Here is a 22,801-nt window from a genome sequence, read left to right on the forward strand (position 1 = left end):
ATAGCTGTATGGCCAAAATATTTTTTGGTGGTTGTTTATGACGGCTGCGCCTTTTGAGTTGCTGGAGCGATTATCGTGGGATGAAGCCTATGACGCTATTGTTAAGACTAGGCGTAAGATGGTTGAGAATGCCTTAGAGAACGCTAGGAAGATTTTATGCATACAGTCTCATCCTGATGACATGGATATAGCTGCTGGCGGAACTGTAGCATGGTTGAAGGAGAAGGGGGCTGAAGTAACCTACGTGATTATGACAGATGGATGTATGGGTACAATGGATCCTACGCTTTATCCCGAAAAGCTGGCTGAGGTTAGAAGGGGGGAGCAGGAAGAAGCCGCTAGGATCCTTGGCGTAGATCATCTCATTTGGATGGATTACAGGGATAGTGAACTCAGAGCCGATTTGGAGACTAGGAGTAGACTCATAACGATAGTGAGAAGGTTTAGGCCGGACATCATATTCACTGTTGACCCATGGCTCACATACGAAATTCACCCGGATCATAGGGCTACAGGCATGCTTGCAGCGGAAGCATCAATGTTCTCGGGACTAGCATATATTAACCCGCAGGATTTAAGGGAGGGATTAACACCCCACAATGTAAATTTCGTAGCGTTCTACTGGAGTAGGAAGCCTAACACGTACGTGAATGTAACAAAGTATATCGATGCTAAGCTTAAAGCGATCTCAGCCCACAGAAGCCAGTTTCCGGGAGATAATTTAGACAAGTTTCTAGAGATAATTAAAATGTACATGAGGTTTATGGGTAAAAAGATAGGCGTAGATTACGCCGAACCCTTCAAGATTCTACCGGTTGGAAGCCTGCACTGCGACATATTCGCCGAAGATATTTAAGCGGAATCAAAGCGAAAGTCGAGGAGATTAGACGCTATTTTTACTCCAAACATATCTTTATGGTTTTTATCTCAAGGGGCTTCATCTCTATTCTTAGGGTGTTGCCGCTTTCAACTCTTAGTTCACCGTAGGTTTCAGTCTCTATAATATTTGTTTCAATAGCTTTAGACAAAGGTACCGTAAACCTCATTGTCACCCACTTAGTCTCTCTATGTGGATTGAAGAGCCGTATCACGTATCCCTGCCCATCCTCAGACTTTTTAAATGCGCCGAACACTATGGCTTCAGGCTCAATACTGAGTAAGCTGACCTCCTGCTCAGCCGACTCAACATCTTCGACCACTTTTAACCCGAATAGTTTCTCCTGAACCACTTTAAACACGTTGGCTTCACCATAGTCCCCTACATGGGGATAAACGTAGTAGGTGGTCTCAAATTCGCCTAGATCGCTCCAAGGATTTGGATGAACGGGGGATCTGATTAGGCTTAGCGCTATCCTGTTCTCCACAGCAGAGTAGCCGTGTCTCGAAGGAGATATTATCGCCAGCCCAGCCCTATCATCATATAGCTCAGCCCATCTAACAGCAGGAACCTCAAACCTCGCCCTATCCCATGACGTCTCTCTAAGCGAAGATCTCTCAATAACCCCATACGGGATATCATATATAGCCCTCCTAGACTTTAAGGATGTTTCAAACCACACCTTTACCAGCAGGCTCTTCTCTCTCCACATAATCCTATTCTTAACCTCCACAACCGGCGAATCTTTGTAAAGATAGATGCTCTGCCTAATAGCTGACGAGCCAACGCCTCTAGTTACGTCAACACGTGCAACTAAGGGACCGCTCGCAACAACTATTGGTTTTTCAATAATCTTCAGATCCTCTCCACGTATAAGGAACTCATCTGTCACGTCCCATGCATCCCATCTACCCGGCCTATCAGGGTGAGCCACAAGCCTATTTGAAGGCGCCGACAGAATCTCTAGACCTTCTCTCTTCAGCCTCAAGGACGATATGTTGCCGTTCCAGTCTATCTTCAGAGACAGATGCTCATTTTCCATCACAATGCCATCCTGCTGCTCATAGACCCTCACGCCCTCTGAAGCCCCGCATGCCTTCTGCCGCGCATACTTATAGAACCTGTATCCTGTTGACGGTGCCTCCACGTAAAGATAGTAGCCATCCGCATCCTCCTGACACTCAGATCCCTCAAGTGCTCCTAAACCCCTATCTATTTTAACAATACCCCTTCTCCTCCATGGAAGCACATTGAATATGGCGGCACCTCTACTTGTAGACCGTGATCTAGACACGATGCTCTTCGCGATCCCTGCGAAGGCTTTACTTGAACTCTCCACGACTTTTAAGAGGTCGTTTAAAGCATCATCATATACCTCTTTAATGGAGGAGCCCGGTATCACATCATGGAATTGATTGAATAATATGAGCTTCCACAGCTCATAGATCTCCTCCCTATTATAGCGTGAAAGCTTTAGAATCTCAGCTATAGAGGCTATGGACTCGTACTCTCTTATAGCCGTTTCCGCCCTTGCCATATACTCCTTAACGGGCAGGTTTGTTGTATAGGTGCCCCTATGCACCTCAACATAGAGCTCACCGCTCCATGTAGGTAGCTTCTCCAGATGCTTCCTCAAAGTCTCCACATATTCATTTTCATTAAAGTGTGCAACTCTCGGGATTCTCGGCATACCGTTTATCAAATCCACGTACTCCAGCATTTCTCTGGTTGGCCCGCCGCCACCATCTCCGTAACCATAGCTATAGATGAGGAACGGCGCCACATCCTTATTTTTATATATGCTCCAGTACCTATTGATTGAGGCCGGCGTCAGGGACTCATTATATGATGTCACCAGTATCTGTACAGGTATCTCGGTGCCATCCACACCTCTCCATATAAACGAGTGAAGCGGAAACTCATTCGTATCATTCCACACAACTTTATGCGTCACAAATACCTCTATACCGCTCTTTCTCATAATCTGTGGCAGTGAACCCGCGAAACCAAAGCTATCCGGTATCCAGCCAATTCTAGGCATCCTTCCAAACCTCGACAGGAAGTATCTCTGCCCATAGAGAAACTGCCTAGCCAGAGACTCTCCATCCACCAATTGAACGTCGCTCTCAACCCACATGCCGCCAACAATAACCCATCTGCCCTCCATTATAAGCCTTCTAATCTCCTCAAACAGCTCCGGATCCAGCTTCTCAACCCATTCATAGTACTGGGCGGAACTCTGCACAAAAGTAAAGCTGGGATATTCCTTAGCCAGTCTAACGATTGTTGAAAATGTTCTCAGGGTCTTTTCAATGGTTTCACTTCTAGGCCAGAGCCAAGCAGCATCTATATGGCTGTGCCCAGCTATAAATATGAGACCGTTCTTACCATGCTTCTCACTAATTTTCTCGAGCCCATCAAGCAGTCTACCTTCAATCCTTCTGGAGATGGATACAGCGTCGCCTATAGATGTATAGTTTGCGTCAGGCTCCCTTAAATATCCCTTTAGAATCCCTAAACCATAGACCCCTGAGAGATATAAATAGTCTCCATAAGGATTCCTCAGATCCACCCTATTAAAGTATTGGGCGAGGGGCCTCTCATACAGCATGGATATTAATAGGGTGATTTGCCAAACAGCTGGCACAACCCTTACATCAGACATAATATCGTAGAGTAAAGCCTCCATATCCCTCCTCACAGGATCATCTTTTGACAGATGCTCCATATAGCTTAACAATGCTAGGAGCCAAAGCCCCAGTCTAATAATGTTCCACTCAACCTCAACAAGATAGGCGTTTTCAAAGCCCATATACCATCTATGGAAGCCGAACATTGTCCTAGGCGATATTCTGAGCTCAATCTCATGTTCGCCGGGCTCTATAGGCACATACGTATGCGCCTCATCTATGCCCCCATATGATTTCCCATCAACCTTTAGTAGCGCATTACCTTGGAGAACTATCTTTAGAAACCATGTTGATGATCGTTGAGTCTTACCCGGTACCATGATTCTTGTTCTAAACGTGAATAATCTATTAGGGGCTGTCTCAACAACCACGGGCAGCATGATGTCTCCGCCATCGCCGGAAGACCATTTCAGAACAGGAACGATTCTTACTATAGATGACGCCATTATGTCGAAGACTCTTCTCTCAAAATCCCACAGATGCATATTAGCACCACCCTATAGAATAAGGATTTCAAGTCTTCAAATATAAAAAATTTGGTAGGCGCCAGAGATCCAAACTTTTATGCGAAAGAGGCTTAACCCAATCTGGTTTAAACACAACAGCCTAAAATCTCTAGAAAACATAGTGAAGGCGAGATTGGAGAAGCTGGGGTTCATTCCAAAGCATGTAAATAGTGCCGGGGGCGGGATTCGAACCCGCGACCTCCAGATCTCCTATCGATTCTGGTTGTTCTGACCCTTAATCTTGATTCTATTCGGATTATGAGTCTGGCGCCCAAACCAGGCTAGGCTACCCCGGCAGCCCTCTATTTTTCCGATCTTTATAATTTTTAAATCTCCTATATTTCATTTACGTTTTCTAATTCAAGCCAAACTTATATCTGCAGGAAAAACTTAAACCCTCTTTGCGCGGCCGCATACAGTTCTTTGTCTCGCTGGCTGGCGAGTTTCTAAGATCACACTATAAACACTATAATCTTAATCTTCTCCTTTTACGGAGAGCGAGCCATAGAAAGGCAGCTAAGATGCTTGTGCCTAGAGCCCCTACTATAATCAACATCCATGGGATTTCGGGCGATGAGGTTAATCTAAGCTTAACGCTGTACTCTAGGTTTGCGGATTGAATTGGAGGAATGCAGATCCCGAAGGAATATAGGCCTTGGTTTGGTGGAAGCAATGGTCTATGAGCCATCATTAAAAGAGAATTTTTGTTTGAGGATAGCAGGTGGAATCCCGGCTGCAATTGTATTAATTCGTCTTCCTCAAGCCTTAGCCTTGCTCCATCCAAATCGACGATGGTCTCTTCTGCAACGAATAGGTAGGCTTCGCTCTCTTCGGGAATATAGAGGGGAGCTGTTTGACCAGCTTTGATTACTAGGCATACTAGTCCACCCCCTATATAGTTGGATTTGAATGGATGCCCGTAGCTTAAATGCATCACCGTGATTGGGTTATCGCTTTCAATGAATATTAAAGATGGTTTAATCTTTAGGGAATAGTTGTTTCCCGACGGAACCTCAAATTCATCATACGGTCTTTTATACTCTAGATCCATTATCTTAACTTTAGTGTCCTTTAAGGGGTTCACCACTAGAAACTGCCATTCCTGCCAAACCTCTCCGGGCTTGGCTTCGGCGCGCCCCACAAAGGTTTTTCCGACAAAACCTCCCTCAAGCGAGGGGAAGAAGACCGATCTAGACCCTGAGAAAGATTGGAGCATAACCATGCCGGTCGAGGCGATTCTATAAGTCTTAAACTGCGTAACCTCAAGAAGATTTTTAACGTCGCCAGCCTTCAGGCTGTATTTCGCTGCTTCCACGCCGTTTTCGCTGAGCAGTTTTACCTCGCAGTCCTCTAAGGCATATAAGTAGTAGCTTGATCCTACTTTCCCCTGAATGGCTTGAAAGATGAATTCTTTACCGATAAAGCCTCCATCCGTAGATGCCCAGAACGTGCTTACCGCATCGTTTCCCACCTCAACACCTTCTCCGCCAGCCAACACCACTGTTACCGGTTTTGAGGAGACTATCTTAAAGAAGGAGCCATTCTGGATCTTAAAGACCCGCTTCTCCAACCTATTCACCCAAAAATCTTCCTTTAAAAATGGGCCGGGGAAAAGAAAAATCTTCACGTTTGTCTCATTATGGTTTCCCAGTATCGTTAGCTCCGCCTCCGTCCTTACAGATCTTTCGTCAAGATAAAATTCTCTGCCTAGAATCTCTCCACCAACTATTTTCTCAGGCCGATAAATATAGATTTTTGATGGAACAAAGCCAAAATAAATGTACTCGTTGTTCATCTCGCCCTTAGCATATGAGCCTAACAGGCTCGGTAATATTGACGATAGCAGTAGAAAGCATAGAAGCGTATATAAAGCACTGTTTTTTCTTGAAAGCATAATGCTCACCCTATAACCTTATTCTCCTCCTAATAAATAAAAGCGTTAAGACGCCGAGGACGCCGAGAACCGCTGCAACAGCTATGATCATGTAGTTCAAGTTAAGTCCTGAAATCCCTTCTTCAGGCAGTTTCACCCTAAAATCGCTTGGCGTAAGCCCGATAACTTCAGCTGCTGGCAGCGCCTCAGCAAAACCTAGTAAACCTCGATGCTCAGTTAAGTCAACCACTTGAATTATTATTTTTCCAGTAGATTCAACCTCATGTATTCCAGGCTCCAATCTTAAAAAATCATCGGTGGACAAACTGAAGCTTAAACCGTCAATTATTAAAACGCAGTCCTCGGCGGCGAATATGAATGATTCGCCCTCCGGAACATATATGACGGCTTTTTCACCCGCTTTCAGTCCCGCTATGGATAAGCCGCCTTCAACCGTGCTATTACTTAAGTAGAGGATCGTTACAGGGTTCTCTGCAACGAGCACGTAGCATGCTGTCTCGAAGGTTATCTCGGCTAGGTCGTTGGTCTGCATCGTGATCGCGGACTTAGATGGGGCTATAAATTCTTTAACCCATCTTCTCGCGCTGAGATCAAAAACCCTAATCTTGCATTCCTCAAGACTTGAAAGGAAAGTGTAGCTGCGAAAAGCCCATTCACCTCTGCCGCCAAGTCTCTTTTCACCACTCCCATAAAAGATTCTACCTACGAAGCCTCCCTCAACCGAGGGAATAAAGCATGATTCGGCAAAGGAGAATGCTGACACCATAATGTAGCCGGTGGAGCTAACATGGTATACTGTTCCATTTGCTGGAGAAAACTTAACAACGGTATTTGCGGGAGCATTAAACTCCTTAAATAGCGACCCATCAGACCTGTAGATTTTAATCTCGGAGTCTTCTAGACTGAAAATTCTATATGGTGTAAAGGTGAATTCGCCTAATGTTGCTGGAAATATGAATTCTTTACCCACATAGCTGCCTTTGACGCTGGGGTAATATGTGCTAACGTCGGCATTGTAGGTGTCCGCAATAACTCTGTTGAGGAAGGCTCCACCCTTAAGAACAACCGTAACAAATTTATCTGAAACTAGTTTAAAGAATGTTCCGTTCGGTATAGGGATCGCCTTAAGCTCAAACCTGTTTACCGAGAATTCTTCCATGAGCTGTTTCTCAGGAAGCCTGTATAGCCAGCATCTGGTTCCATCATAGTTTCCAGTAACAAGTAAATCACCATGCTTTCGCACGTAGAGGATCTCTGACTCGTTAATTGGTGGTCTCCTTGTGAGAACCCCTAATTCATCTTCCGGCCGATTCGGGTTGAAACAATATATTCTAGAGGGGACAAAACCATAGTAGGTATAGTGAGCCTGCTCATTATAGCTGCTTCCTCTAATAGAATTACTGACGCTTAAGGTGGATGAGAAAACAGCGATTAGTAAAGATAAGATAATCACGATTATTTTATGTAAATTCATTTACCACAGCATCCCCGTGGAAAATCTAGAGATCCTGGAATAAAAATATTGTGTTACTAGGACGGTTTCCATAGCCTCCATGAGAGGGCAAATAAGAGTGTGGGAGAGGCTACTTTCACTTTGAATATAGGCGACGTTTAGCCAAAATGTAACCGATGGAGGCAACGATTATTGCTGCTGCAACGCCAATATATATGTAGATTGCGCTCACCGGGGAGCCTTCCTGCTCAATTGGAGATATGCTAATGTTTGTGCTTAATCCAACCGTTTGAATACAGGGTACTACAGCTCCGAAACTTGAGATTCCTTGAAATTGTGGGAAAAGTGGCCAGTGTACGATCTGGATAATTAAGGTTTTGTCTGACGAGATTTTGTTGACGCCGGGGTTTGTTAAGCAGAAGAAGCTGTCGGCTCTAATATTTATAGTGGCATCGTTTATATTGACGAGGGAATCTTCATACGCGAAGATATAGGCTTCAACCGTGGAGTTTTGAGGTAAATATATTAAGGCTTCTTCATTAGCTCTAACTGCCATGAACGTAACGCCTGCACCATAAGCCCAGCTATAGGATCTAGCCAGACTCCCGTTATGCGCAAAAATAACGGTTATCGGCTCGCTACTCTCTATCATTATTTCATTCGCGTTAGGTTTCACTGTGGCACCTTCACCTCCCTTAACCTCAATCTCGCTCAGTTTCCGCCTATACTCAACATCCCATATCGACACCTTAGCGTTTTTTTGAGACAATATTTTGAAGCCATATTCCTCAACGGTATCCCACGTGGTTATGGAGGATGAGAAGAAATATCTTCCTACAAAGCCTCCTTCAGCCGAGGGCACCTGAAAGCTAAAGCTGCCGGGTCCTCCACATTGCATAATTACATGGCCTGTTGACTTAACCCTGTAGGCTTTGAACGGTTTTAAGGATAAGCCCTTATATGTATAAGCCTTAAGCCTAAAGGATTCTTCAGCGCCATCTTCGCATGTAACCGTGATCTCAGAATCCTCTAGAGCCAGTATTCTGTATGGTGTTCCAGTCAATCCCTGAGAAGCAATAAATATGAATTCTTTACCCACATAACGGCCATCTATCGAGGTTAGAAAGGTGTTGGGGGTAGGCCCCATACTCATTTCTGGACTTAACTCTTTTCCGCCGACATTGCCGCCTAAAATCATGGTTGTGACTGGATTATTCGACACTACTTTAAACCTGGTTCCATTAGCAACTTTAACAAAAAATTTTTCCATGAAATTCAGTCTAGCCTCAGCGATAAGATCGCCATCATCTAACGTGTAAACTTTCACATTGGTATCGTCTTGGAGAGCTATTATCGCTATGAGGGCGGATCTCGCTACCGATAGAGGATCTATTTCAAAGCCTGCTGTGGGATCGATTGCCCCGTGGAGTGGTCGACTCGGCTCCGCGAAATATATTCTGCTGGGTATAACACCGTAATAGACATATTCTTCATGCTGCTTTTCATTAACCTGCACAATTTGCGGAGAGAAAAAAGCAGTTAACAGTAGGAGACAAAAAATCGCGATTGCTCGATAAGGCATTTAATCCACCCTAACTTAGTCTAAAACTTAACCTGCTTAAATACTTTGTTTTTTGACAACCATTTCTTATGTGCTTATGTATGCGTTTCAGCAAGTTTAATATGGTTTCAGCCAGATAGATCTACCTAAGAGAGCCATTATTGAAAGTATCGTTGAGACTATTCCATCTCCAATAGTTATACCCACATACACGAAGCCTCTGTTTGAATCCCAAAAGCGTTGACCCGCAAACCTCCTTATTGCTAGGGAGGTTAAGGAGCCCGCAAACTGCGCTAGCGTTAAATAGGGCGCCTGCAGCATTCCCATCATCATTACAACCGGGGCTGAGGGGAAGCGGAAAACTATGTCGGAAATAACGCATAGCGCTGCTGAAAGCCCAAAGCCCGTCAGTATCCAGTCCCTCCTAAAGAGGTAGCCGGTCCACAGCCATGATTGCCAGCGCCAGAAGTTCATTGCCTCAACGGGCCAGCCGGATATTGTGTAGGGGTAGGCCCAGCCGGGTATAGGGTTCAAATGCCAGAAGACTGAGGCCCATAATGCTCCACCACTAACCCCTAAACCTATAACAATAAGATAGATCCTTAAGTATTCTTTTTCATCCATACCAATAACCTGAGCCATTTTAAGCTGTTGAGCTACGCCTGAGCCCCCAGCAAATAGAACCATTTCCGGCGGAATAAACCATGCGTCGAGACCTTTATAACCGCTAAAGTATATGAGCGTCTCCCGCAGGTAGGGTACGCTGAAACCTATTGTGACACCCGCGGAATGTGTTTGCAGTAGGGTTATCAGGAGGGAGAGCCCTATCGTGAAGAGGAGGAGGATCCATACTGGAAAACCGGGCACAAGAATCTTTATGATGATGACGGATAGCCCCGACATCAATAAGTATAGTGCCAACAGGCGTTTGCTGCCCAATAATCTTTCGGAGGATTTGCTAACAGTCCTCCCGATCCCGGTGAAAACTCTTAACACCGTTTTATATCTTAAGATTAAGGGTATGGTTGCGGCAGCTACGCCCCATCCTATGGTGAAGCTGTTCCAGAAGTAAACCGTTGATCTCTGATACAGCCAGAGGATCCCTTGGCCCGGAACCCATCTGCTCTCATCTGGCCATAAATTATTTATCGTGATTAAATGAGTGCCGATAAAATAGAGTCCAAGGGAGGCGATGAACTGTAATAATGTAACCTTTACTGGGAGAATGAAGCCGACGAGATATGGGATGAGATCCGTTGTAAATGAGAATGAGCTGCCGGGGAAAGCTGTCTCTATGATGCTCGTGAAGTCGAGGAGTATTCTTGGAAATAAAGTTACGCCCAGTATTGACGTGAGGCCATAAGTTATAAAACCATAGGTTATCCCAGCTATTATCGATAAAACAATAATTCTTAATCCGCTCTCTTCTCGCCTGCCCAGCACGCTCATCGTCATAGCATCCCATGACGCTAAAGGAAACTCGAGCTTTTCCTCCTCAACATACAGCCTGAACGCTAGAAGCCCAAGTAGAAAGTTTGTTACGCCAACTAATATGACGGGAACACATACGTTGACGAATATGGGTAACGCCCATGCCGGGTCAAGAAAAGTTCTATTCAGCATCGATCTAACAGCGTCAGATCCCAGAGGCGAGAAGAAAGGCGGTATTTCACTTTGCCGACCAAACAGCTCTGCGATTTCAGAATTCGCGAAATATTGATTACGCAAGAGATATGCGAAGAAGTATCCCATGGTCATTAACCCAACGTATTCGAAGATTCTTATGGTGAATATTTCTTTGGGGTTGAGCGGTGAACCCAGCAGCCTTGTTAATCCAACCCACACTAGGATGACAGCCCAGCTCGTTAGAGGTAAACCCCACAGCCCATTAACAAGCCAATTATACACTATCGCTGGCTGCACGACGAAAACTATGAAGAGAAGGGCCATTAAAGAACGCCAAGTTAAACCCTTAATCTCTTCTTTCTCCCTCAAAACCTATTTCACCCCACCTCTTTAATCCTCTCTTAATATACTCGCTCTTTTTCTCGGGTGAAAGCGCCCTCCAGAGAAGGAACTGCTTACGCAGCTCATTGAATAGCGCTCTGTTTGAGGCGATCCATAAGCCTTCGACGCCTGAAACCCTCTCTATGTGGACCTCAAAACTATATCTGTCGGGAGCAACTTTCCTAGAAACAATACCTATGTCTTGAATTATGCCCGCGTCAAATGGAGATAGCTGAAGCCTTGTAACCAAAATTTTCCTCTCATCTTTGTCAACTAACTCTATGGGTTTTAGAAGCATGAATAAGCCTGTTCTCTCAGATGATGATGTTTCAAGGAACTCGCTGAGAAAAGCTAAGACTCCAATGTTTTCTTCTAGAGTTGCGTTGAACGGGAAGCTTACGCTCCACTGGTTTCCGACAGGTCTACTTTCAATCCTCCACTTTCTTAGCAGGGATGGGGTTGCCAGTCTTGACGCTTTCATAACCGGGTAGATCGAAGATAAAACTGTTGCTAAGATAATTATGCCTATGACTATTATCAGAACTCCGGATGATACGTTGGGCAGCAACCCTTCAGGATATAGGCCCAGATTCCATATTATGTACGTGGTTCCAGCGCCTATGATGTAGCCGAGGAAACTTCCCATGAAAGCTAGGACGACGCTCTCCATGATAAATATCGCTCCAATATGCCGCGGGGAAAGCCCAATTGTGCTTAAAGTTGCTATCTCCCTCACCCTTTCATAAACTGAGCTAAGCATTACTGATAGCAGCGTAAAAGACGACAACAATAGCGGGACAATCATGTTTTCAACCCCGCCAAGCGAATAGATATCTCTTCCCCCAACCTTTCTCGAGGAATCGTTATTCTCAAAGCCGTAGAAGACATCGAAGTGTAGGATAAGCGACATTTCAAGGGATGTTTTCCAAAGATCGTCCTCCTTTAAAGACGACGAAGAGATAACTAGAGATATCACGTTTGGTTGAGCATTAAAGTATTCTTTCGCCAACTCGAATGGAATTATTATTAGGTTAGATAAACTAAGGAAAGTAGGTGTTCTTGCCAGAGCTGCGACCGTAGGGTCAGGGGGAGTTACGGCGCTCTGATCTAAGTCTTTAGATAAGATAGCGTAACCCATTTCATCGTCAAGTATACCGGTGACGGTCAACGGTATGCCATAGAGCCTTATTTGCGTGCCCGGCTTAATCTCCACGTTAAGATCTTTGCTTAACGCGTTTGCAACTTCCCTGCCAACTAGCATGGTGGTTGTAGCGTTTGGTATAGAGGGTATTCCTCCGGGCAAAAGCGCTGCCGACAGCCTTTCCATTTCCTCGCCGCTTATGGCGAGTATCCCCCTTATCGTGGAGTACTTAGGGTTCCACGCTATAAGCATTTTTTGTCCTGGCGGGTAAATCCATGCTCTCGGGTTAACTTGAACGTTATAAACCCCTTTTGAAACTATGTTGCGAATGCCTAGTAAGTAGATCTCTGATATTGGTCTCTCCATAACGTCTGGAAATGATCTTTTAATCAGTATGCCAGTGTATGGAGGTGACCCTAACGACGCGCTATACATGTAGACCATGACGCCCATCGTGGTGAAGAGAGTCATTGCACAGACAGTTATGATTACTGTTGCCAGAGCCAAAGAAGATCTAAGGGGTCTCTTTTTCAAGTTCTCTAGCCCCATGGATAGAGAAGCGAAGATTAGACTTCCTCTCTCAATATCCGTTCTATGAAGACCCAGTATGGATTCACTTATAGACTTGATTGTTGAGTTAAACTCGTTCACAACAACGTATAGTAGAAGGAAGGAGAAGAGAATAATGGAAAGCCCTATTATAACCATCCACACATTTGTTGATATAACGTAACCCGGATGAACCGCAGCAAGCGCCAAATTAACAACCAAAAATAGGGCGAATACTATTAATGTTCCTTTTATGCCAACCCACCTTCTCGTGATCAACCTGCTTAAAAGGATCACAAACATTACGGATAGAAAGAAGAAGAAGGAGGCTGTGTTCACGGTATCATATATTAGTACGAAGGATGAGCCATAGGCCTCTAACGCATATTGCCAGCAAGCAATCGAGTAAGAATAGAATTCACCTCTATTTCCACTCCTCAACGCTTCTTCAGCCAGCTTCTTAAACTCATACATTTTATCTAGATACAGGAATAAGCGGGGGTTAGCTGACATCTTACTCATTAAGAGGCCGGCTCTACCGTGAGCTAAGTAAAACATGTCTCTGGAGGCATCGAAAAGCGTAAGGATTACGGTCTCTCCATGCCTAGCCCTGTAGCCTCTGCCTTCAGGGTAATTTTCTGAAGCATTGTTTAATACTGCTAGGATCCCGCTTTGGCTTCTCACTATGATCTCGGATAATGTATCGGGTTTAACGAAAACCATAGCTTCAGGCCACGGAGCTAAGGTGTCTCTCCACACATGCCAGCTGTGGGAAATGAAGTTGTATACTTCGACGCTGAGCGCTGAGGGATCTTGAATATTTGAAACATCCAGCAGCCCTAAAATCGCTATGGAAGCGCATTCAAAAACTGGCACATATCTAAACCCATGCGTAATATATACGCTGAAGGCTCTGGCTATTTCACCGCTCTGAGCCAAGTAGCCGAGCCCTGCCGCTGTAGGTGTTATTGCTGGGGCAGCTAGAGCCGACGCCTGTCCGAAGAGACCACCGTATTTAACTTTCCCCGTGCCAAATGGCCCTGTATCCGTCGCATACAATATTTTGCCCGTCTCAGGATTAATAATGTAGGCTTGAACATCTATGCCGGTATAGGGCTTAATTCCCTTTAAGACGACTTTTCCCTCTGAGTCAGGTTTAACAATAAAGGTGAAGCCTAAAGGAGTCCCCAATAGACCTGCTTGCGCAACTTGACCCGGGCTAGCTATTGGGGGCGCAGCGAATAGTCCAGCCATAACTCCTTGAACAACAGTGCTTCTTAATGTTCCTACACCCGCCACCGGCCTAAAGCCAGCTGCAACTATAGTGCCAGCTGGGCTCGTGGTTCCGCTGACCGATATGAAGAAGACAGCGTCTTTATGGGAGAATGGATCGAACCAGTCGGTTGTCTTATTGTATTGCGCTAGCTGAAGGGTCACCGTGACCAGACCCCAGTCGCTGGCTAATCTTGAGGGGGCGAGAAAGTAATCTATAGCCATGTTAATGGAGTAATAGAGTATCGGCCATAGGAAAGTGACCTGATTACGAAGATTCTCGTAGCTTATTTTGTCGAAGGTGTCTAGTGGTGTCAGCTGACGGATCCTGAAGGCGTTTGTTGTAACAAAGCCTAGTCCTCCGCCATAACATGCTTCAACGAAGACTTCAGCCTCAAAACATCTTAGAAAAGGCTCAAATGGGGGAGAACCCCTTATCCAAGACGGGTAAGACCATAAGACGCCGTCTATTAAATGAATCTCCCTATTCAATTCGTTTTCTAGGGCGGGCAACCATTCGTTGAAGATTCTTTTTATCCATTTATCGTATCTAGACAAAAACGTTGAGGGGTAATTGTAGCCGTAGGTGCTGCCTGAAGCGTAAACTGCTACAAAGTCGCTGTCGCTGGCTAAATCGAGGCTGATCATCATTTTTATTCTGCTTCCAAGATCATTAAAATGACCCTCTACAAATTCTCTGGCCCCCGCTAAAGACTGGTAGTGCCCCGCGAACGCAACGAGCCAAACGGTTCTTTTAGGCGGGTTCTCCTTAAGGAGCCTTGAAACCTCTAGTAGGAAAGCGATCCCAAGAGAGTCTGTTGCGCCGGGTGAAACCTGCGGGACAATAGACCATGAATCGTAGTATGCGCTTATTATCGCAACTTCGTTTTTAAGGGCTGGGTCGGTTCCCTCAACTATAGCTATAATATTTTCTACGTTCCTCTGTTCCCAAACCATCTTTGAGTTAACCCATATTCTGAGTTCGCCGTGCTTTGAGATCAAATCTCTAAGTAGCGAGGAGTCTCTCCCCCTAATATACAGTCTTGGGAAATTCACAGGCACGCTGAAAGACTTTTGTAATGCTTCAACACAGGAAGTGTCTTCCGGCTCTAAGAAAATTACACCTTTTGCTCCGAATAGCGCTGCGTTCTTCCAATACCATCTATTATTAAAATCCATTAGAACGAATTTTCCCGCGGGATTAACACCGTTAAAGGCTTCTGGAACCCCCATACTAACGTAGATTAATTTATCGCCTTCCTCAGGGCTTTTGTAAGGCGACGGGTTAACATGGTTCGGCCATAAAGGATAAGCTTCCATCTCAATCAGCGAGCCCTCAGGCGTCTGAACAATTATCGATGAGCCCTCAGACACAGGAACCGTTACGCTAAAGGGTTCTGTAAAAGTTTCATAGCCCAGTGAAGACCAATAATTCCTTATATACTCGGCGGCCTTGTAGAAGCCTTCATACCCGGACACTCTAGATCCTAATCTGGAGAGAACCCCTACGTGAGTTAAAATGTTTTCAAGATTTATTTGGCCTAGAAGCTCTAGGCTCACCGGGTTAGACCTAGAGCTATCGAGAAATCTTACGCATGTAGCATAAGTAGGTAAAAGAGAAAGCGCTAACGTTAAGAAAACGGCGATTATTGTAGGAAAAAAACATTTTTTAAAGTGCATGCTGCAAGCACTATTTGCTTTTTTCACGTGGAGATCCTCCGGGTCTTCCTCTAATCTTAAGGTAATATGTGGCTGTAAACGCTATTACGACCAGAACGACTGCCACAACAATATAATATAGCGATGGAACGCCGGCTTCACTAACCTCATAGGGCGGCTTAAACTGCACAGTCTCCTTAAAGTTTACTGTTTCAACCGCCGGAATTATTACGCCAAAACCTGAGATAGCCTGAAACTCAGGGTAGCTAGGCCAATGCGTTATCTGTATTAAAATGTTTTTCGTTGTTTTAATTTCATGTAGTCCGTTTGTTAGAGCGATAAAGTCGTCTTCGTTAAGCTCTATTGGAGCCCCGTTAACGGTAACTATTGTGCCGTCTTCGCTAGCAAATATGAAAGATGTTTGAGAAGTGGAGACTGGAACATAAACATACACTGTTTCGCCGGGCCCTACGCCCACGTAGGTGAAGCCTGCTCCGTAAGCCCATCCGCCCCCACCAGCTCCGCCTCCCCTCAGCCCATGATGAACATATATAACTGAGATCGGCTCATCGCTTTCAATAAAGATTTCCTCCGCAGGCGGCTTCACAGTCACATTTTTGCCAGCCGGAACCGTAAATTCATCTATTTTTCTCGCAGCCATAACATCGTAGATCTTTACACGAGCATCTTTTTCATGGGCTATTATCTGGAAGCCGTACGCGACAGTCGGATCCCATGAGGTGGTACTACTCGTGTAGAATGCTTTTCCAGTGAAAGTGCCTTCCACTGAGGGAATATATCCCCACCCGGATTGCACCATAATGTTTCCTGTTGAAACAACCCTATACGCCTTGAAAGATTTGAGGGTTAAACTTTTGTATTGATTTGCTTTCAAGGTAAGTTTAGAGGTTTCCCGCCCCTCCTCGTATATCGTGACTTCCGAGTCTTCTAGGGCCAGTATTCTGTATGGTATATCCATTAGCCCCTGAGAAGCAACAAATATAAACTCTTTACCTACATAGCCTCCATCAGTGGCCGGGTAAAAGGAGGCTGGTATGGGGCCCCTATCCATGTCTGGACTAACGTCTCTACCTCCAATACTCCCGCCCAGAAGCTCAACGGTCACCATCTTATTTGTTTGAACTTTAAAGAACGTGCCATTTGGAAGCGTAACAAATATTTTCTCCATCTTATTAATGGTTTTATGCTCAACCAGCCGCATCTCGGGGAGAAGAAATACTTTTACCTCAGTGTTATCCTGATGGGCTACTATGCTTAGAAGAGCTGACCTCGCCACTGTATATGGGTCTATGACGAATTCTTCGCCTACGGGTGTGCCATGACCGAGCTGTTTTGGTTCCGCATACCAGATTCTAGATGGAACATAGCCATAATAAGTGTATTTTTCCTGCTGGCATAAAACAATCCAAGCATTTAAGGCGAACAGCAGAGAAATTGACAATAAGATGAGAAAAACATTTCTTCTCATCATTAAATTTTTTCACCTTAACTTACTTCTTCTAGTACCTAAGATATGGCTCATTCTTATAAGCCTTTCGGGAAAAGAAAAAGCAGATTTCATAGAGCTTCTTCTAAAAGGAAAACCCTTTTTTACAAGGCTTTTTTCTTTTAAGGCTTCATTTAAGAAAAAATTGCATATCAAGTGGGGTTAAATTTAAAAAATAGAGGGTGGGATAGGTTTAGGCGGGTACAAAGAACTTTATTAGTCCGGCTACGGCTCCTAGGAACATTAGCACCCAGTATCCGACGAGCACGCCTACCGCTATTGGTGTAACTACCTCGTCGTTGAGCTTTGTGCCCCCGATCCTCATAACTATGGATTTAACTATCCATGCGAAAAGCGATGGAAACAGCCAAGCTGAGCCCCCTCCATTTATGGATAGAGCGACGCCGGCTGGATCTAAGGGCCACCAAACGTATCGGAAGTTTAGGAAGCTAAGCACCATTGTGAGAATTATGCCCACGATTATGTAAGGCCATACAGGCTCTGCTGCGGGCATCCCGCTTCCCAGCTGATTCACATCTGCGTGAACCCAGATCCACCATGCGTCATACATCTGCATTGGGGTATTTGCTGTGCCAAATGTGTAGTCAAACCATATGGCTGTCGGGAAACCTATAACCGCTGAGATTATACCTGCAACTAAAATGACCTTTGTTATATCCCTCGGATGGGTTCCAGTATCATATCCGACTTTATAGGCCATTGGAATCGCGAAGGCCATGCCGAACTGAGTGTTGTTTTCGCCCATCAGCTCCCCAGTGAACCTATTGGCGAGCATCATGGTTGTAGTATACTCGGTTGTAACCCCTTCAATCGTCATTCCAGGGTAGAAAACGTATTTTACGAAGGATGGGTAGTGTGTCCAGTCGAAAGGCGCCATCCACGCTGTTCCCGCAGTACCGCAGAAGCCGTACACCCTTATTGAGGATAGGAAGAGCAGCCACATCGTGAAAACAATTAGTACCGCGCCTATAGGATTCGCTCCGGCCACTGAAAGCATGCCGATGAGGGCTATCGTGGAAACCAGAATCATTATCCATCCTATACTGTATGGGATGGCTTTTCTTTCCTCATCAGGAGGCTTCTTGAAGAGACTCTTCATATATGATGTGTTCAAGGCAAACCACATTAACAGTAGACCTATGAATGAGCCGAGCCATATCCCGTTCCATTTGAATGGTGGCTCATTTACTAGGAATCCTGGTCTCCAACCGGTCTCCTGAATCCCTGCATAGTAGCCCATATACCAAGCTATTTGGCTCGGAATGAGGACGCCAACCAAATTAAAGAACCAAACTGAGAAGAGGATTTTCAGCGGAAATAGGTAGAATAGAGCATATATCATTGGGTTTACCGCTAGGAAGGACCATACTGGAATAATTCTTGTTGCGGGTACGCCTGCAAGGTTCATGACGCCAAACCACCAGGTAAGATATGGTGGAGAAGCCCATCCCCACAGGTCTGGAATCCATGGGAACAATGCGTGCAAGATCACAGGTATTATCACTACGGCACCTATAATGAAACCTATTAGGAAGAATTTTAGCCTTCTATCAGCCGTGGTTGACGCGAACGTTATCTGCATTGTTCCAGTTATAGCGAATGGAAACGGTAGTTTTTCCACCTCAATCCATCTTTCCTGTAGCAAAGCCATCCAACCAGTCCAGAAAATCAGCCAGAAGATCGCGTATAAGGTCCACCAGGCTACGAAGGGTGACCAAGCGTCCCATGGAACCGCTGCGCCGCCGGTTTGAAGCGGGACGACTAGGGCGGGATCCGTTGGACCGAAAACCCAAGACTTAGCAATCGAACTTGTGTATGGCTCATTAGTAACTAGCCGCGTGGTGGCTGCATTATGCAGTATTCCGTAGGGAACCATGCTCCAGCAGAAGGCTAGAGATAACGATGAGGTTGCATAAAGTAGAGCTAGTATCTGCGGGCTAAAAACCCTTCCAGATATTTTGGATATTAGCAGCGTGATGAAGAGGACAACAATCGGTCCAGTCGCTGTCCCGAAGAGTATAGACCAGCACCAGGTTGGCGCGAATGGGGCGGACAAGACACCAATGAAGCTCATGAAGACTGCGAAGATAATTATCATCGCCCAGGTTTTTCCTTTTAAAACGCTTTTCACTTCAACGCTCATTATATTTTAGCCCCCAATAAATTCATTTCAGGAAACCATATTTAAAGCTTACTTGCTAAAAGCTTAATTTTTATCGCCGCTTTAAGATGACTGGTTGGAAGGAGATTAATTAGCTGCCTTGCTTACGCGTCTTCTCAATAGAACTACTAGAACTGAGGCCACTAAGACGGCGGCTACTCCAATCATAATATAGTTTAACCATGGAGTTTCCTTCTCTATTGGCGGAATTTCTAAATCGGGATAATCTATCTCTAGGGTCTTAGAGGATGGCAGGCAGGCTCCATAGGAGGATAATGGGGGACCGGAGCCGTAGTCAGTCATTATAATTATGACCGGTTTATTGGAGCCGATTTTATGAAGCCCGACGGGCAACATGAGGTATTCGTCTGATTTCAGCAGATACTGGGCTTCGTCAACTTCCACAACGGTGCCATCGCTTTGCGAGAAAACGAAACTTTCCCCTGAAGGAACGTAAATATACGCGCTTTCCCCTCCTCTTAAGCCGCTGGCGATTAAGCCGCCGCCATTTGAGAAGACATTTAAGATAACTGGCTTATCGCTTTGAAAGAGTAGGTTCTGCTCAAAAAAGTACAGCGTCTTGTTTTCGCCAGATTTAATTCCCTCCTCCTTGATTCTAGCCTTCCCCTTCAGATTGAAAACCCTTAATCTTGCATCTTCAGCCGAAGTTAACGTGAATTTAATGTCAGGTAAAACGCCGCCTGCTTGCCACCCTGGATGTATTCCTCTAGCGAAGAAATGCTTGCCTAAATATCCGCCTTCTAGGGCGGGTACACCGTAAGATTTCCAGATGGTCATCCAGCCTACCGGGGCTATCTCAGAGAATGATTGAAGCATTATGCGTCCTGTGGAGACTATTCTGCAGATTTGGAAACGCGGCAACCATACATTTCTGAACTCATACACGTTTAACTCTATTCGCTCCATCTCTCCCGTCGAGTTGAATATTGATATCTCGGCTTTCTCTAGAGCGTATATTGTGTATACTCGGCTTCCTCCCTCGTCATGGAACGTTGGGAGAATAAATTCACGCCCAATAAAACCGCCTTCTACGCTGGTGTAGAAAGTAGTTATTGAGGAGTTGCCGCCAATAATATTCTTTCCGCCAGCTATTATAACCGTTATAGGCTGGTTGGAAGTTATTTTAAACATTGAGCCTTCATTAACCCTTATGGATTTATACTCCATTTTATTGATGGCGAATTCATCTATTGGCTCAAGCTCCGGTATAGCGTAAACCCTAACTACAGTATCCTCATGGTTACCAACAATATGGAGGAAAGATGTAGCCTTATCTGTTTCTCGTGGAACATACCCGTAGTATATGAAGGCTTCGCTTTCACTCATCGAAGTATGGGAAGATATATTAGATTTAAGGGCGGCAACTATATAACATTCGCTTAGTGGTGAGAACGCTATTATCCCAAGACCGATAATTACAATAACCTGAATGAATAACCTTGTCCTCCAGAAACTCATTTCAATCTCACTCCCCAATCTTCTTCGCTCAGAAACTATATAATTGTCCGAAACCAATATTAACGTTGCTCCTTCCCTCCTTTTCTATATTTCTTCCTTAAAAATACTGGTGTTGGTAGGGATTCTAGTAGGGCATTATCCACATGGATCGGCCTATTAGGCTTATTATTGCTCCCAGCGCAACCGCTACTGCTTCACCGCATAGGATCCCGCCGACAACAAGCATCCTGTTTTGCTGCCACCATTCGGCTCCTAGAAATCTTGGAAGCAAATATTTTCCCACTATTGCTCCAATGAACATGAGGATGGTGTAAGGGACAGCTGTGGCAGCGCCTAAATAGACCCCTAGGGGTGAGATGGGCAGATGAGCTATTTCAGCAGCCGCATAAATGGCCGCCCCAATCAGGAAGAAGATGGCTATGAATTCTGGGTTAAGAATCGTTATGCGTTTTGTTACCCAGAGACTTGTATACATTGCGCTAATAGGCCAGAAAACGGCCGTGTAAGGATAGTAAGTGGAAGGTATCTCCGTCATAACCCATAGCGATGAAGCGTATATGAAGCTTAACAGCAAAGCCAGCGGTATAGCGAACAGATAGGCTTTTATGAAGCTAGAGGGCCTCGTGCCAGTCAACTTCATTGTTTTCATCACACCAGCCCAGGAAGCCGGCTGTAAGGTGAAGGTGTACCCGGCTACGTAAAATGGCGCGAACCAAATGTCGTATCCGGAGTAAGGCATGGCTATGAACACGCCCTCTCTAACATATGGAATGGTGATAAGAACACCGGTTTCACCTAGAGCTCTAGCGGTGACCAGCATCACTATAAATGACCAAGCGGGACCTAGAAGGATTAAAATCCAGATGAAGGGCATTAAATGTGGAAGCAGCGTAAGGGTCAGCGCTATTGTCCCAAACGATCCCACAAAGTATAGGGCCAATAGGATCCATAAGGGTATGTAGCCAGCGCGCTTAGCGGCATCTGAAAGCCTGCTGAGACTTCTTAGGGCTGAGATGAATAGTTTGGGTTTTAGAATTATTGGCATGATGGCGATGGCTACGGATAAACCTATTAATGGGCTTACAAGGAAGTCAAATGTGTAGAATTGAAGCGCCATGCCTAAGCTCATACCGGGCATGTAGTTCCTGAAGATTCCATGCTGATAGAGGATTCTTCCACCTATAGTGTAAAATATTATGCCGCTAACAAACGCTGAAACCAAAACCTTGAAGGGCACGATGAAACCTATCGTAATGTACATGAGGTCTGTTGCTATGCCGAGAAGCCCGCCAGCCGAGCCAGTGGACTCCATTATATAATTGAGGTCGACCCAAGGCGCCGGTATGGGCGCGAACCCCGTGATTAAAGGAATAGTATACAGGATTATAGAGTATACTAAGCCTATCATTATCGAGTAGATGAAGGTTTTCATCCTATCCGGGCGTCGTTCCGCTAAGGCTATGATCGATTGCGCCTCAACATTAGATATGGGAAATGGCAGCTCCTCTACCTCAACAAAAAGCTGCGTAGCTATTAATCCAAGAGCCATATCCGCAATCAACCCCAGAGCAAAGCCTATGCCCAAGGTCCCCATTATCGGGAACCAGTCCGAATGGAACATTAATCTTTGAAAAATTGCTGGCGAATTTTCCGGAGGGGCCACAAACCAAGGTAGTTTATCCGCTATACCGAAAGCTTTCGTTACTGGGCTGGTTCTAAGATAAGCGTATTGTATGGGCCAGAGGAAATAAACAAGACCCGACGCTATCCCGCTAGCTGAAAATATTATTGCTATTTCCTGTCTGCTGAGGCGCCAGCCTAGCAGCACCCCTATCTGCGTGAAGAGAAGTATTATTAGGTACTGTGTTGCGCTCGCTATGTTAACTCCAGAGTACAATTGGAGATATAATACTGCTGGCTGCATTATGATGGCGCCATAAAGGATGGCTAGCATTGAGCGGGATGTGAAACCCTCTTTAAGCTCCGCTAACGTATTTCGGGCATCCATCACGATATCACCTGAT

11 protein-coding genes and 1 tRNA gene are annotated in these 22,801 nt (G+C 45.2%); 1 reads left to right on the forward strand and 11 read right to left on the reverse strand.

Translation table 11 applies throughout. The features are described 5' to 3' along the window. Positions 1 to 37: 37 nt before the first annotated feature. Positions 38 to 856, forward strand: a complete 819-nt coding sequence (locus QXR61_05120) for a PIG-L deacetylase family protein (GenBank protein MEM3757324.1) — start codon at positions 38 to 40, stop codon at positions 854 to 856. Positions 857 to 896: 40 nt separating this feature from the next. On the opposite strand, the gene QXR61_05125 is transcribed toward QXR61_05120, so the two are convergent. The 11 genes from QXR61_05125 to QXR61_05175 all read right to left on the reverse strand — a co-directional run bounded on the left by QXR61_05125 (position 897) and on the right by QXR61_05175 (position 22,785). Beyond that, positions 897 to 4,052, reverse strand: a complete 3,156-nt coding sequence (locus QXR61_05125; protein ID MEM3757325.1) for a glycoside hydrolase family 38 C-terminal domain-containing protein — start codon at positions 4,050 to 4,052, stop codon at positions 897 to 899. A gap of 192 nt (positions 4,053 to 4,244) precedes the next feature. Next, positions 4,245 to 4,369 (reverse strand) — tRNA-Met (locus tag QXR61_05130). Between the two features lie 170 nt (positions 4,370 to 4,539). Further along, complete coding sequence (locus QXR61_05135; protein MEM3757326.1) at positions 4,540 to 5,967, reverse strand: hypothetical protein; 1,428 nt, start codon at positions 5,965 to 5,967, stop codon at positions 4,540 to 4,542. A gap of 10 nt (positions 5,968 to 5,977) precedes the next feature. Next, a complete protein-coding gene (locus QXR61_05140; protein MEM3757327.1) occupies positions 5,978 to 7,441 on the reverse strand; it encodes a hypothetical protein in 1,464 nt (487 codons plus the stop codon). A 115-nt stretch (positions 7,442 to 7,556) separates the two neighbouring features. Further along, entirely contained in the window at positions 7,557 to 9,002 is a 1,446-nt protein-coding gene (locus QXR61_05145) for a hypothetical protein (protein ID MEM3757328.1), read from the reverse strand. A 96-nt stretch (positions 9,003 to 9,098) separates the two neighbouring features. After that, positions 9,099 to 10,976, reverse strand: coding sequence for a hypothetical protein (locus QXR61_05150; protein MEM3757329.1), 1,878 nt, complete (start codon positions 10,974 to 10,976; stop codon positions 9,099 to 9,101). Then, positions 10,954 to 15,657: an FtsX-like permease family protein gene (locus QXR61_05155; GenBank protein MEM3757330.1), complete on the reverse strand. Its 4,704-nt coding sequence runs from the start codon at positions 15,655 to 15,657 to the stop codon at positions 10,954 to 10,956. The genes QXR61_05150 and QXR61_05155 overlap by 23 nt, the downstream gene beginning before the upstream one ends. Next, the gene (locus tag QXR61_05160; GenBank protein MEM3757331.1) at positions 15,641 to 17,101 is read right to left on the reverse strand and encodes a hypothetical protein; all 1,461 of its coding nucleotides are present in this window, start codon (positions 17,099 to 17,101) and stop codon (positions 15,641 to 15,643) included. The genes QXR61_05155 and QXR61_05160 overlap by 17 nt, the downstream gene beginning before the upstream one ends. Before the next feature lie 208 nt (positions 17,102 to 17,309). Then, on the reverse strand, positions 17,310 to 19,280 hold the full coding sequence (locus QXR61_05165; protein ID MEM3757332.1) for a DUF6785 family protein: 1,971 nt from the start codon (positions 19,278 to 19,280) through the stop codon (positions 17,310 to 17,312). Between the two features lie 105 nt (positions 19,281 to 19,385). Continuing rightward, positions 19,386 to 20,777: a hypothetical protein gene (locus tag QXR61_05170; GenBank protein MEM3757333.1), complete on the reverse strand. Its 1,392-nt coding sequence runs from the start codon at positions 20,775 to 20,777 to the stop codon at positions 19,386 to 19,388. 124 nt (positions 20,778 to 20,901) lie between these two features. Further along, positions 20,902 to 22,785 carry a hypothetical protein gene (locus QXR61_05175; protein ID MEM3757334.1) on the reverse strand — a complete coding sequence of 628 codons (1,884 nt, stop codon included), beginning with the start codon at positions 22,783 to 22,785 and terminating at the stop codon, positions 20,902 to 20,904. Positions 22,786 to 22,801 lie beyond the last annotated feature (16 nt).

The organism is Candidatus Bathyarchaeia archaeon, from assembly GCA_038882715.1.
Classification (GTDB): domain Archaea; phylum Thermoproteota; class Bathyarchaeia; order Bathyarchaeales; family DTEX01; genus DTEX01.

Bases quoted from the DNA above. Each gene is read 5' to 3' on its own strand.
- QXR61_05160 (MEM3757331.1), bottom strand. From the start codon at position 17,101: ATGATGAGAAGAAATGTTTTTCTCATCTTATTGTCAATTTCTCTGCTG.
- QXR61_05120 (MEM3757324.1), top strand. From the start codon at position 38: ATGACGGCTGCGCCTTTTGAGTTGCTGGAGCGATTATCGTGGGATGAA.
- QXR61_05175 (MEM3757334.1), bottom strand. From the start codon at position 22,785: ATGGATGCCCGAAATACGTTAGCGGAGCTTAAAGAGGGTTTCACATCC.
- QXR61_05145 (MEM3757328.1), bottom strand. From the start codon at position 9,002: ATGCCTTATCGAGCAATCGCGATTTTTTGTCTCCTACTGTTAACTGCT.
- QXR61_05135 (MEM3757326.1), bottom strand. From the start codon at position 5,967: ATGCTTTCAAGAAAAAACAGTGCTTTATATACGCTTCTATGCTTTCTA.
- QXR61_05170 (MEM3757333.1), bottom strand. From the start codon at position 20,777: ATGAGTTTCTGGAGGACAAGGTTATTCATTCAGGTTATTGTAATTATC.
- QXR61_05125 (MEM3757325.1), bottom strand. From the start codon at position 4,052: ATGCATCTGTGGGATTTTGAGAGAAGAGTCTTCGACATAATGGCGTCA.
- QXR61_05140 (MEM3757327.1), bottom strand. From the start codon at position 7,441: ATGAATTTACATAAAATAATCGTGATTATCTTATCTTTACTAATCGCT.
- QXR61_05165 (MEM3757332.1), bottom strand. From the start codon at position 19,280: ATGAGCGTTGAAGTGAAAAGCGTTTTAAAAGGAAAAACCTGGGCGATG.